Source organism: uncultured Granulicatella sp. (assembly GCF_963515615.1).
Taxonomy (GTDB): Bacteria; Bacillota; Bacilli; order Lactobacillales; family Aerococcaceae; genus Granulicatella.
This window is the reverse complement of sequence record NZ_CAUPZT010000041.1, coordinates 1-14,406: the sequence shown is the minus strand read 5'-3', so window position 1 is coordinate 14,406 and position 14,406 is coordinate 1. Positions and strand designations below refer to the sequence as shown.

The 14,406-nt window shown below is 32.0% G+C and carries 9 protein-coding genes and 1 pseudogene; all 10 read right to left on the bottom strand.

The window, feature by feature from the left end:
- Nucleotides 1–1,001: pneumococcal-type histidine triad protein (locus RYL55_RS06835; RefSeq protein ID WP_315008211.1), on the bottom strand; the 1,001-nt coding region annotated here is incomplete at its 3' end.
- A gap of 136 nt (nucleotides 1,002–1,137) precedes the next feature.
- Entirely contained in the window at nucleotides 1,138–3,531 is a 2,394-nt protein-coding gene (locus RYL55_RS06830; protein ID WP_315008210.1) for a glycogen/starch/alpha-glucan phosphorylase, read from the bottom strand.
- Nucleotides 3,532–3,551: 20 nt separating this feature from the next.
- Complete coding sequence (glgA, locus tag RYL55_RS06825) at nucleotides 3,552–4,976, bottom strand: glycogen synthase GlgA (RefSeq protein ID WP_315008209.1); 1,425 nt, start codon at nucleotides 4,974–4,976, stop codon at nucleotides 3,552–3,554.
- 182 nt (nucleotides 4,977–5,158) lie between these two features.
- Nucleotides 5,159–7,774 carry a helicase C-terminal domain-containing protein gene (locus tag RYL55_RS06820; protein ID WP_315008208.1) on the bottom strand — a complete coding sequence of 872 codons (2,616 nt, stop codon included), beginning with the start codon at nucleotides 7,772–7,774 and terminating at the stop codon, nucleotides 5,159–5,161.
- A 110-nt stretch (nucleotides 7,775–7,884) separates the two neighbouring features.
- Nucleotides 7,885–9,192, bottom strand: coding sequence for a HAMP domain-containing sensor histidine kinase (locus RYL55_RS06815; RefSeq protein WP_315008207.1), 1,308 nt, complete (start codon nucleotides 9,190–9,192; stop codon nucleotides 7,885–7,887).
- The gene (locus RYL55_RS06810; protein ID WP_315008206.1) at nucleotides 9,189–9,845 is read right to left on the bottom strand and encodes a response regulator transcription factor; all 657 of its coding nucleotides are present in this window, start codon (nucleotides 9,843–9,845) and stop codon (nucleotides 9,189–9,191) included. The genes RYL55_RS06815 and RYL55_RS06810 overlap by 4 nt, the downstream gene beginning before the upstream one ends.
- A gap of 189 nt (nucleotides 9,846–10,034) precedes the next feature.
- Nucleotides 10,035–11,408 (bottom strand): FtsX-like permease family protein, encoded by a 1,374-nt coding sequence (locus RYL55_RS06805; protein WP_315008205.1) that lies wholly within the window; start codon nucleotides 11,406–11,408, stop codon nucleotides 10,035–10,037.
- Between the two features lie 20 nt (nucleotides 11,409–11,428).
- Nucleotides 11,429–12,064: an ABC transporter ATP-binding protein gene (locus RYL55_RS06800; RefSeq protein WP_315008204.1), complete on the bottom strand. Its 636-nt coding sequence runs from the start codon at nucleotides 12,062–12,064 to the stop codon at nucleotides 11,429–11,431.
- A gap of 10 nt (nucleotides 12,065–12,074) precedes the next feature.
- Nucleotides 12,075–13,346, bottom strand: a complete 1,272-nt coding sequence (locus tag RYL55_RS06795; protein ID WP_399545741.1) for an ABC transporter permease — start codon at nucleotides 13,344–13,346, stop codon at nucleotides 12,075–12,077.
- Nucleotides 13,347–13,466: 120 nt separating this feature from the next.
- Nucleotides 13,467–14,406, bottom strand: a pseudogene (locus RYL55_RS06790) (YSIRK signal domain/LPXTG anchor domain surface protein); the annotation flags it as partial.

The following is a 14,406-nucleotide window of genomic DNA, read 5'->3' as shown; positions in this document are numbered from 1 at the left end:
GTTTCACTCACTACATCTTTCTTATCAAAGACGTATCCATCATGGTCATGATCGTGATGTTCTCCTTCATGATTATGTTTGTCGCCCTCATGGTCGTGATGCTCACCTTCGTGCTCATGTTTGTCGCCCTCATGGTCATGGTGTTCACCTTCATGTTCATGTTTATCTCCATCATGGTCATGGTGGTGATTATCTAAAATTGGTTTCCCATCTTTATCTTTGTAAATAAAGTGGAAATGATCCCCATGGCGAACGACATACCCTTCTGATGTTTCACTCACTACATCTTTCTTATCAAAGACGTATCCATCATGGTCATGATCGTAGTGTTCTCCCTCTTCTTCATGATTATGGTGCTCATCACCGTCTTCATGCTGTGCAGTAGTTGTTACAGGATTTCCTTGTTTATCTTTATAAATAAAATGGAAATGGTCGCCGTGACGAACGACATAGCCTGTTTCTGTTTCGCTCACAACATCTTTTTTATCAAAGACATAGCCATCTTCTACTTCTTCATGATGTTCACTTGCTACTGAATTTGTAGCCAATGTTGTAGCTATCGTTTGCTGCGCATTATTTTTATAAATAAAATGGAAGTGATCCCCGTGACGAACGACATAACCCATTTCATTTTCTTCTACGATATCATTTGGATTAAAGACATAACCATCATCTGTTGAACTCATCACTGTAGCAGAATTCTTTTGTTCATAAATAGCATCTGCTGGTGGAGCTCCGTATACAAAATGATAATGATCCCCATGTTTTTTTAAATATCCATTTTCGAATACTTCTCCAACAATTGTTTTTGGTTTATTATTTTTAATTTCTTCTGCAAGTTTTTCAAATTTAGTCATTTGAGCATTTGACACAGTTGTTTCTTCTACTTGTTGTTGTGAGTTATTATCTGTTTGTCCTTGAAATAATCCGCAAGCTGCTGTGCTAATTGCAATAACACTACTTAAACCTGCCATCCAAAGTTGTTTTCTAGTTGGCTTCATAAGCTCCCTCCTTTAAATCGTAAATATTACGTTTTATAAAATACCCTTTTTTTCCACATTTGTCAAGACTTATCTCCTATTTTTTTATACAAAAAAAGAGACGACACTAGTCGCCTCAAAAAAAGTTTTACTTTTTTTATCTCACTTGGGTAATATGCCAAATTCTATCCGCATATTCTCTTACGGAACGATCCGCTGAGAAAATACCCGCTTTTGCAGTATTTACTAAACTCATTTTTTCCCATTGTTTTTCATTATTATATGCAGCTTCAATTTGTTGTTGCGCATGAATATACGATTCAAAATCAGCTAAACACATAAACGGATCATGATTCAATAAGTAATCTACTAAGAAATTAAAGTTCATACCTCCAACCGTCATCGTACGAATGAAGTCAAGTGTTTGTTTCACTCTTTCAGAACGATTATACCATTCCCAAGGTTTGTAACCTTCTTCAATTAATTGATTTACTTCTTCTGTTTTTAATCCAAAAATGACAATATTCTCTTCTCCAACAGCTTCAAGAATTTCAACATTGGCACCATCTAATGTTCCTAGTGTAATAGCCCCATTTAACATTAATTTCATATTACCAGTACCACTTGCCTCTTTACCTGCTTGAGAAATTTGTTCACTGACATCCGCTGCAGGTAAAATAATTTCTGCAAGACTTACTTTATAATCTGGAATAAAGACTACTTTAATATATTCTCTTACTAATTCATCACTTTCAATTAATTGTGAGATGGAATGGATAAATTTAATAATATTTTTTGCCATATCATATCCAGATGAAGCTTTTGCAGCAAAAATAAATGTTCTTGGAGTTGGTCTTAATCCTTGATATTTAATCGCTTGATATAAATAAACAATATGCAAAGCATTTAATAATTGACGTTTATATTCATGAAGTCGTTTCACTTGTACATCGAAGATTGAATTTGGATTTACCGTAATCCCTAATGTATTTTGAATGTACGCTGCCAATTGTTGTTTCTTCTGATGTTTAATATTTTTTAATGCATGTAAAACTTTCTCATCATCTTGATAGTCTAATAATTTAGAAATCTTCGATAAATCTTTTACAAAATCAATACCGATTAATGATTCTAAATAATTCGTTAACTCAGGATTTGCTTGTCCTAACCATCTTCTATGAGCAATACCATTTGTCACATTACCAAATTTATCCGGATACAAAGCATAAAATGAACGGAATGTAGAATCGACTAAAATATCACTATGCAATTTCGATACGCCATTGACATAATGACTACCAACGATTGATAAGTTCGCCATCTTAATCATCCCATCATAAATAATCGCTGTTTCTGGTAATGTCATTTCGTACCCCATATCAATCACCCATTGACAGAAGCGACGATTAATTTCTTCAATAATGGAGTAAATTCTTGGAAGAATTGGTCGGAATAAGTCCACTGCCCATTTTTCTAATGCTTCAGACATAATCGTATGATTTGTATAAGCAAATGTTTTCGTAGTGATTTCCCAAGATTTTTCCCAAGAATAATGATATTCATCAATTAATAATCTCATAAATTCTGCTACTGCCATCGCTGGGTGAGTATCATTAATATGAAGCGCTGCATATTCATGGAAGTTCTCTAATGTTCCAAATTCATGATAATGGTTTTTCACTAATTGTTGTAGAGATGCACTAATGAAGAAATATTGTTGTTTAATTCGTAATTCTTTTCCTTCTCTTGTGCTATCTGCTGGATATAATAATTTAGAAATAGAAGATGCAATCGCTTCTGCTTCTGAAGAACGAGAATATTCTCCACGTTCAAATAATTTCATATTAAATCCTGTTTTCGCCTTTGCTTCCCATAAACGTAAAGTATTAACAGTATCTGTATCATATCCTGAAATTAATAAATCATACGGTTCAGCTTGAATAGCCGTATAATTTTCATGAGTCACACGGAATCCTTCTGCTGTCATTTCTTCTTTAATATTTCCATAGAAACGAACTTCCACTTCTTCATCACTACGATAAACTAAACCGTATTTTCCTAAATCTAACCAGTGATCCGGAAATTCTTGTTGCCAACCATTATTAATCACTTGCTTGAAAATTCCATATTCATATAAAATTGAAAATCCTGTTACTGGATAATCTTGACTTGTTAGTGCATCTAAATAACAAGAAGCTAGACGTCCTAAACCGCCATTTCCAAGCCCTGGATCAGGTTCAATTTGATAAATTTCATCCAAAGAAATATGATGTTTACTTAAATATGTTTGAATTTCTTGTTCAATTCCTAAATTAAATAAATTATTTCTTAACGTTCTTCCCACTAAAAATTCCATGGACATATAATACGCACGTTTTACTCTACGTTTTTTTAATTCTTGTTCATATCCAAATTTCTTTTGAGATAAAATCTCACGAACACTTCTCATCATTGCTTCGTATACTTGACGTTTACTAGCATGATCAATTGTTACACCAAATTGAATTTGTAATGTTTGTTCTATACGTTGTTGAAAATTTAATGAATTCACAAAAATCACCTTTACCCTTTTTATAAAATTGATTGATATAATGAAACATATTGCTTCGCAGACTGATTCCAACTAACATCTTTAGTCATTGCTTGAGATACAATCGAAGCCCAGTTTTCTTTTTGAGAATCATAAACTTCTTTTGTACGTCTTACTGCATCTAATAAATCTCCTGAATTAAAACTTTCAAATGTAAATCCTGTTCCATGAACCCCATCAAATGGTTCAACAGTATCATATAATCCTCCTACACGATGAACAATTGGAACTGTTCCATAACGCATAGAAATTAATTGTGATAAGCCACATGGTTCAGTTTTAGAAGGCATTAAAAATGCATCACATGAAGCATATACTTTTGAAGACATTTCACTTGAGAACATGATTAAGCTTCTTACAGCATCATGTCTCCGATATTCTAATGAGCGTAAGGCTGATTCATAATGAGCATCTCCCGTTCCTAAAATCACTAATTGGATTCCTAAGTCTAACAATTGATCTGCTACGTCTAATACTAAATCAATTCCTTTTTGATGCGTTAATCTTGTAACCATTCCTACCATCATCTTATGAGGATTTTCTTCTAAGGCCATTTGTCTTTGAAACGCTAATTTATTTTCCACTTTGCCAGATATGGTTGATAATGAATAATTTCTTTCAAGATGTGGATCCGTTTCTGGATTAAATGTATCTGTATCTAGTCCATTCACAATTCCTACTAATTTTCCTTGCTCCACTTGCAAAATTTTATCTAAACCATATGAAAAATATGGATCTAAAATTTCTTTTGCATACGTTTGACTAACCGTATTCACACGATTCGCTAATTGAATCGCTCCTTTTAACAGATTTAAATCTCCATTATAAATTAAAGCATCAAAATATTTATTATCTAGTCCAAATAAATAGCCCATTTCATACGGATTAAATTTCCCTTGAAATTCAATATTATGAATGGATAGAACTGTTTGCATCTCTTGATAAAATTCCATTCTTCTTGATTTAAAATCATCCAAATAAATAATCGATAGTGCAGTATGCCAATCGTTCGCATTTATAATCTGAGGTTGATAATCAATATGCGGTAAAATTTCTAAAGCCGCTTTTGAAAAGAATGCAAAACGCTCCCCATCATCATCTTGTCCATATACAGATGAACGATTAAAATATTGTTCATTATCAATAAAGTAATAAGTAATTCCATCAATATTGCATTCAAAAATACCACAATAGGCTTGTCTCCAACCTAATTGCACAAAGATATGTTTTTTATATACTAAAGGAAATTTCTCTCGGTTAATACTAGAATATAAAGGTAAGACTACTCTAGCTTCTACTCCTTCTGCTTGTAATGCTTTAGGAAGTGAACCAATTACATCTCCTAGTCCGCCAATTTTTACAAAAGGGGATGCTTCTGCAGCGATAAATAGAACTTTCATCATCATTCTCCTTTTTGGTTTATAGGATCTTGCTTATAATCAGTCTGAAATAAAATTCACTGATTATTTTCTATTATACTCTTATTTATCACAAATTAAACTATAATATTGTTTTGTTTTTAACTTTTTAATGAACTTTACATGAACGATAAAAACGACAATCATTTCGACTGCCGTTTTTGATTTTTCTATTCTTTCATTGTTTTTTTAATTAATTTTCTAAAAGTTTGAGAATAAATCTTTGCTCGATTTGGAATACATTGCATCACTCGAGTAGAATAAGGAGAATGAATGGAACGTGTATCTAAAATCCATATTTCCGCTTTTTCTTGATGCGGGCGATTCATCCTTCCTAGCCCTTGATAAAATTGCTGCAACATTTTTTCCAATGCATAATCTTGGAAATAATGACGATTTTGTAATTTCATCTCTTCAGCAATCACTCTTTGTTGTAATTGCGTAGGATTTGGAAACGGAAGTTTTGGAATAATTAATTGATCAATGGATACATCTCCACTATCAAAACCTTCCCAAAAACTATATACCCCTAATAATAAAACAGATTCCTGTTGTTGAAATTTTCGTTGAACTTTTCGACTCGACTGATTCGTTCGTTGAACTAATAAAGGAATTTCTGGATATTCTACTAACACTTGCTCCAATTCTTCTAGCATTTCAATGGAATGAACCAATACTAAACATCTTCCCTGTTTTCTTTGATAAATATCTACTAATTGACTCGCTAATAATTCCACTCTTTCAGGTGTCACAATAATGGAAGGAGTCGGTAAATCTGTCGGTATAAAAACAGTGTGTTCAAAATTTTGATACGTTTTTGGCAAAAATAATCCATCTTCTTGTTGCAATATTGAATGAAATAGTGGCGTAAAAATTGGAATTGTAGCAGAAATTCCTATAAATTGATGGATATAGGATTGAATTTCTCTCCAAATTTTTAAAGCAGATTTCATACTTTCTAACTGTAAACTATATTGTCCTTTTTTTAATACAGCAGAAACAGCTACATAGCCTTCTTCTTGTTTTAATAAAAGAACCATTTCCTGCACCATTTTTTGTAAACAAGTATGTGTTCTTTGAACAAGTTCATCATTACCTTTAAAATCAAATGTTCGTTTTAATAAATCGATACAAGCTGCTTTCATCGCTGCTAATATTTGATGATGAATACTCTTCTCCCATTCTTCTGAAGATAGTAATATGACCGAAGTAGGATAACTTTCTTTTCGAATGATTTGCATCCACTCTTCATATAAATCACAAAGCTCCAATAACCGACGATTCATTTGTCTAGATTGATGTTCCTGAGAACTTGACATTTCTAAATAATGTTCTAAATGGTACTCGTTCCACTCCGTTTGTATTTGCCATAAGGATTCAAATTCTAATAATTTTTGTTCTTGGCTTTCTAATGCATGTTCTACCTGTTGTACTTCATCCATCAGAACAATCGGTTTATTAAAACTCTCTCTTTGAGATGCTTGTTTTAAATATTGGACTAAAAATGCTTGATTTGTAATGACTATTTTAGAATTTTTTGCATGTCGAATGGCTCTACGGTAAAAATCCATTTTAGATAATTGTCTTTCTTTTCTAGTAATCTTCTCCCATATTTCACGGTGATAAAATAAAGCATTACATTCCGATAGATCTCCTGAAGTTGTATGTGCTAACCATTTTAATAATCCAATGACTGTTAAAGCACTTTTTTGATTTTGGAATTGCTCATAGTTATCTAACACTTCTCTTAATCCAGATAATGAAAGATAATGCTCTTGTCCTTTAACCGTTGCGATTGGAAATGAGATTCCTAATCCTTCTTCTAACGGTTTGATTTCCTGTTCTAATATTTGTTGTTGCAATAAAATCGTTGAAGTTGCAATCCATATTGGATGATTTTGTGATTGTACTTGTAAAGACACTAGTAAATAGGCTAAGGTTTTTCCAAGTCCAGGTTCTGCTTCCACCCAACTGATTGAATGCCCATAATTCAATCTTTCTAACATAAATTCAATTAATTGAACTTGTAAGGGTTGATACTCTATTAGCTTTTTTTCCACTAATTGATGATACAATTCCAATGCATTCCATTTTTGTGTCTTTTCATCCTGTTCATCTGTTTCAACAATAGGATTTAAAGCAAATCCTTCTATAAAAATAAACTCTTTTGGAGTTAATGAAGCGTTTTGGCAACACTCATGAATCACTTTCCCTGTTTCAGCCATCAAACTATCTGCAAATAATGACATTTGTTGCAATGTAGGAGCAGGTAATTGTTCTAATTCCTTTATACAGTTTAAAAATAATTGAGCAGTTGCATACGCATCGCTTCCTGCTGAATGAATTTGTTGATGAGGAATCTCTAAAAATTGCGTTAAATCTTGCAATCGATAACTCTCAATAGTTGGGTAACAAATTTGAGCTAATTGAACAGTATCCACACAAGGAGCACTCCATTCAATATCCGCTAATTCTCTAAAACTTTCTACTAAATAGGAATAATCAAAACTAATATTATGAGCTACAAATGTTTTTCCATCTAATAATTGAAAAATAGTCGAGGCAATTTCATCAAAATATGGTGCTTGCTTCACTTCTTTCTTATCTACTCCTGTTAATTGTCGAATCTCATAAGGAATTGTTGTCTCTGGATTAATATACAAATCTACTTGAGTAACAATTTCTCCCTGTTCAATAATAGAACAGCCAAATTGGAAAATCCTTCCACCTTCTTCAAATTTAGGACCCGTTGTTTCTAAATCGACTACTGCATAACTCGTTTTCATTCTCTCACCTACTTTTCTCATAAAATTAGTTTACTAACTCTTTTAGGGAAACGCAACTATTCTCATAAAAAGAAGTACACTTCCTTCTATTTGGAAATGTACCTCTTCTTTCATTCATTATTTTTTGGAAACTCTATTGTAACCGTTACTTGCTTTTCATCATTTTCTAGATGATAACTAAAACCATAGTGTTCTAATAAATTTTGAACAACTAACAAACCAATGCCCGTTTTCTTTTGATTTTCTTCTAATAGGTCATTCATTTCTTCTATGGCATCATTCACTTCATTTTGAATCATGAAACTATTTTCATCCGAAACGATTCGAATGACAGATCCTCTTTTAGCATATTGATACGCATTACTAAAAATATTGGATAGTACCATTTTAAAAGCTTCCTGTCCAATTAATAATTGCTTTGGAACAATATGACTATGAATCGTTAAATTTCTCTTCATCGCAATCCAATGATGATCCTGAGTCACTTTTTGAATTTCTTCTTCTATAGAAATCCATTTTGCTTTTTCTCCTAGAGCTTCCTTAGATTCTCTTAATAAATCCACTACTTTAACGGTCAGTCCATCGACAATTTGAATACATTCATCAATATAATAATCACGATTTTTATATTTCCCAACTTGATATTTCATATTTTCTAAAATAATTTTTAAACTTGCTAAAGGTGTTTTTAAATCATGAGAACGTCCACGGAAAAATTCGTATTTGATTTTTTCTAATTGAAGAATCGTTTCATTCTTTTCTTCTACATTATCAATCACTTGTAATAAATTAATATACAATTGATTAATTTGTGATTTTAATTCACCAATCTCATCGGTCGACTGAACTTCTAACAAAGCATGACGATCCAATTCCTTCATTCTTCTCATTATCTTTTTCATCTGTTGAACTTGCTTCGTTATAATTCTCGCATAAATCCAAGCTATCATCAATGACATCACGAAGGATATTAACAAAGTATATGGTAAAAATTTCCAACTTAAGAAAATAGCTTCTTTTTGTAAATCAGTCGTTGTAATAAATTGTAAGTTTAAATTTCCTCCAGTTTTTGTTTGAATTTGTCGCTCTTCAATGACTAAAGAATTGGTATAACTTGAAAAATCAGCTGGTATCCCTTGACTAATTTCAAATTCATTAGAGCCTGTTTCAGCTCCTGCCATTAAAGTAATATCATTTCCTTTCGAATACAGGTTCACAAAATCCATAATTTGACTTTCTTCTTTTAAGTTTAAATTGGACGAAATTTGGTCTGCTTTTATACTTAGTTCCTGTTGTTTCGTTTCAAGATAAGTCTTAGGAAAAATAAAATAAATCGAAATATGAATGCCAATAACTAACATACTTAAAATAAAAAAAGTTGTCGCTAAAATTTTTGGAAATATTTTTAATGATTTCATAGTCTCTCCAATTTATATCCCACATTACGAATTGTAATAATACAATCCAATGCTAATTTTTTACGTAATTCCTTCATATAGACATCAATCACTCGATCAAAAGGAATTTCGTCTGTTTCTTTCCAAACTTGATCAATAATTTGTTGCCTACTTAATGCTTGCCCTTCATGATCGACTAAACATTTTAAAATTTCAATTTCTTTAGCATTCATATCTACTTTTTCTCCAAAAAGAGTTGCTGTATAACTAGAGAAATTTACACTCGTATTTTGATAAGTAAACACTTCTGTATCAGGATAATAGCGTTTCATTAAAGCATCAATTCTCGCTTTTAAAACAGGTAAGGAAAATGGCTTTTCAATATAGCCATCTGCTAATTGACTAAAAGCTTTTAATTGGTATTCTTCATCGCTAAAAGCTGTTAACATTAATGCAGGGATTGAACTTTTTCTTCGAATATATTCTAGAACTTCTAATCCATTCTTTTTCGGCAATTGAATATCTAATAGCACTAAATGCACTTCATTTGAATCAAATAATTCCATCGCTTCTTGTCCATCACTTGCAGCAATCATCTCATAATCACATTCATTTAAATAATCACAGACTCCTTCACGAATTGGTGCTTCATCTTCGACCATTAAAATTCTCACAGCTTCATCTCCTCTCATTCTTATTATAAATGATTTTTCCATTTCTGTCCTTGTCATTTCATAAAAAAGGAGCAGACTTGGAATCCTTTTTAATTCTTTGTCTGCACCTTTTATTGATCTATTTCATTTTTAATGACAGTTTATTTTTGCTAGACGTTCGTCATTTTCTCCCTTTATATCTTTGAACTTCTATTCAACATCCATTAATAATTCTTTAGGATTTTTACTAAATGTTTTCACACTGGCAATCGTTAATGCAATCCCTAATACCACAATCATAAATCCAACTACATATAGTACATTTGTTGGTTGAATCACCATTTCTAACGAAGTTAATGTCTTATTAAAGCCATCTACTTCAGCTCCGCCACCTAGACCCGTTGAGGCTGCTTGTTTGCCCATTTGTTTTGCAATACTTGAAGTAACACTTGAAAGTAATTGATTTCCAACTGTTTTACCTGTTAAAATAGCAACTCCTGTTGCACCGATAAAGGCTGGTAAACTAATGAACAATAACTCCCATACAAATTGTCCAAATATTTCCATTTTCGATAAGCCAATCGATAATAGAACACCAATTTCTCTTTGACGAGCATTCATCCATAAGAATAGTAATAATGCTACTGTAATTCCTGCAAATGCAATCGATCCAATAAATAATTTATTTGCGATTGAATACATCCCAGAAATTGATTGTTGTAAGGCTGGGAAGTTAGAAGAACTTTTTACTAAATTATAAGATTTCCAATTAATCGCTAATTTCCCTAAATCTTTAATGACTGTATCAAGATTTTTATTTCCTTTTACAAAGAATGTCGCATCTTGATACACTGCTGTATCTTCTGTATTTCCATATACTTCAGCAGCTGTAAGAATATCGGTTACTAAAGTATTTTCATATAATTCTTGTGCTGCTGTAACTCTCGTTTTATTATGACCATCAAACAGACCTTTAATTTCAACTTCTACCGTTTCATTAGCACCTTTTTCATTATCAGCATCATAAATATTTGATTTTAATGTAATTTTATCGCCTACTTTTAAGTTGTTTTTTTCAGCTAAATCTTTATGCATTAAAATTTTATGTTTATCTGATTCTACTAATGAACTTCCTTCTACCAATTGATAGGCGCCAGAAACAAATTTATTTTCTTTCGCAGAATCATTAACCCCTGTTAACATAACAGCACGTTTAAATTTCTTAATACGATCGGGTGTTAACACTCCTTGAGTTTCTTTTGTTTCAATAATATCGTAATCTGCTAAATCAGCTACACTATTAATACGTTTAACAGTTCCTTCGATATCTGGAGATTCAGAGATTTTTTTAATATCTTCTCCTTTAATATTTCCTCCGCCTCGTGGTGTTCCTTGATTCACACGACGATTAATTTCCATTGAAAAACTATTTGTAATATTTTTAAATACTTCTTTTGAAGCTTGATTCGTTGCATCTTTCATGGATAATCCAATCATACTTAATGTCGCCATAGATAGTACAACGGCAAATAATACGAATGATTTATAGATTTTTCTTGAAATATAAGCAAATGCATTTTTCATCCTATTCTATCTCCCTTTACTTATTTCACTTCGTGAAGTTTTGTTTCACGCAATTCTAATATCGTATCTGCAGCATTTGCTACTTCTTTACTATGTGTTACAACAATGACACATTTTTTTCTTTCTTTTGCCAGTGATTTTAGAACATCTATAATTTCACCCGCTGTATGTTCATCTAAATTTCCTGTTGGTTCATCCGCTAAAATAATTGGAGCCTCTGAAACCAACGCACGAGCAATCGCAACCCTTTGTTGTTGCCCTCCTGATAATTTTAAAACATTACGATTCACATGACTTTCTTCTAATCCTAATTGTAATAAAATTTCTTTTGTAGCTGTAGGATTGACTAAACGAATATTTTCTAAAGGCGTTAAATAATCTATTAAATTATAATTTTGGAAGACTAAGGAAATATGATGTTTACGATGATAACTATCTCCTTTTTTTTGAATATCTTCTCCTTCAAATAAAATCTTTCCACTTGTTGGATTATCTAATGCTGCTAATAAAGATAATAATGTTGATTTTCCAGAACCCGATTTACCAATAATCGCGTAAAATTTACCGGCTTCAAACTCTTGATCAATTTGTGATAACACAGATTGACGTGCCTCCTTATATTGATAACTAACTTTATTCATTGATAATACACTCATGTTCATTCTCCTAACTCATTTTTGATAATATTTCTTTTGGTTTTTTCATTAAAAAGATTCCTAATGTTACAGCAAGTGAAAATACAATCACTATTGCTAATAATGCATAACTTTGACTAAAAACAATCATTACTGCCTGTTGTGCTCCTTTTGAAATAAAGTTTCCTAAAGGAGATTGTTCCGAATCCATCGATATAAATCCATTCATTAATTGTTGAACCATCATAGGTCCTAATGCAAGCGAAACAAAAATAGATGGAATCGTCAATAAGAATAATTCAACAATGAATTTTCCAATAATCCAAGCTTTATGAATTCCAATCGATAATAAAATACCAATCTCATAAATTCTTTCTCGCACACTTAACATTAGCATTAGCGATAATACAACTGCTCCAGCAATTAATATTCCTACTGTCATCCACTGAACCATACTTTGAAGACCTGTAATACTTTCTAATATATCATCGAAATCTTGCTTTTGATCCTCAATTACAAACTCTTCCCAATTGAATGGTAAAGCTTCTATAGCTTGTTTCATTTTTAGTAATTCTTCACTTGACGAAGCAAAGATATTTAATCCTGTCACAACTTCTCCTAATTCACTAGAGAAGAGTTGATGAATGGATTTATAATCCGTAAATACAGTATTTTCACTAAAATCAGAACTTAATCCTGTATAAGTTTCTTGCTTTTTCCCAGAAAAAATTCCAACAATTTCATAATCTACTTTTTTCTTCTCACCAGTTTCTTGTTGGATGACATCAAGGGTTATCGTATCTCCAAGATTTAATTGATTTTTAGAGGCTAATTCTTCATGAATCATGATTTTATGAACATCCGTTGCTTCTATCATTTTTCCCTTTAACAATGAGAAAACTCCACTTGAGAATAGTTTTTCTCGATTTACTTGGCTACTAGAATTGAGAGAAACAACATTTTTCATTTCTTCATCAATATCATCTCGCTGAATTTTTTCTTCCACTGTCACTACTGTGTGATTTTCTAATTTTGCAATGGTTTGATAATGTTTTTCTAAAGACTCATTATCTGCAACTTTCTTTATTTCTTCCACTTGTTTGAATGAAAAACTTGTTCCATCTTTTTTTCTAAATTCAAACGAAGAAGTTGTCGTTTGTTTTAATTGTTGTTGCACTGTGGAAGTCGTAGATAATAACCTCATACAAGCAAATATACAAGCTAAAATAACACTAAATATAGTGATGAGTATCAGACTTTTCTTTCTTTTTCTAAAAATATAAAGTGCTGCATTTTTTATCAAAGGAATAACTCCTCTCTCACATTTCTTATCTGTAACTTATTATAGAGAGCGTTTATGAAATGTATATGAAATGATAACAAAAAAATCTCGTCAGAATAACTGATGAGATTTTTTTTTAGTTTAGTCTTCTTGTCTTTTTCCAATATAAAGTGACATTAAAATTCCACTAGCTAAAATAATATAGATATAATCTGATTGTGTTCCAGTTTCCGGTAAGTAACTATTTGGAGTTATAGTACCTGTTTGAATTTCTGGTTCTGGAGTTTTTTCTGTTGGAACTTCTTTCTCACGAGAAACTTCTGCTGGAGGAGGTGTTGTACCATTTGTTGGTGGCACTTTACCTTCTCTAGGTACTTCATTAACTGGAGGAACATTACCGTTATTGCTTGGAGTTGGAATGTTCATCTCTGGTACTTCATATACAGGAGGTGTTGGCATTCCTGGAAGATCTATTTCTGTTAATTCAAAAACTGGTGGTTCTGGCATTGCAAACATTGTTTTTTCCTGTTTATGATTTACTGGAGGAACTGGTTTGTTATTGGATGGTGTTACTGGTTTTTCTTGGCATCCACATTTTCCGTCTTTACCATCACGTCCATCTTTTCCATCTTTGATAACTGTTTTCGTTACAGTGCCATCAGAATTAGCGATAATAATCGTATGAGTTCCATCTCCATTATCTTCAACAGTAACTTTTGGTGATTTGCCATCTTTACCGTCTTTGATTACCATTTCTGTTTTGCTACCGTCAGGATTCGTAATTGTCACTACGTGAGTTCCATCATTATTATTTTTAACGGATACAGTTGGTGACACTCCATCTTTTCCATCTTTAATGATAGATTTATATTCACGTCCATCTGAACCCACGATTGTTAATGTATGAGTTCCATCTCCGTTATTAACGATGTTTGCTTTTGGTGATTTGCCATCAAAGATTGTTGTACTTGTTTCTTTACCGTCTGCTCCTGTCACTTTAATAGTGTGTGAACCATTATTGTTATCGATTACTTCTAGTTTTGGTGATTTGCCATCACGTACTGTTGTAGTTGTAGTCGTA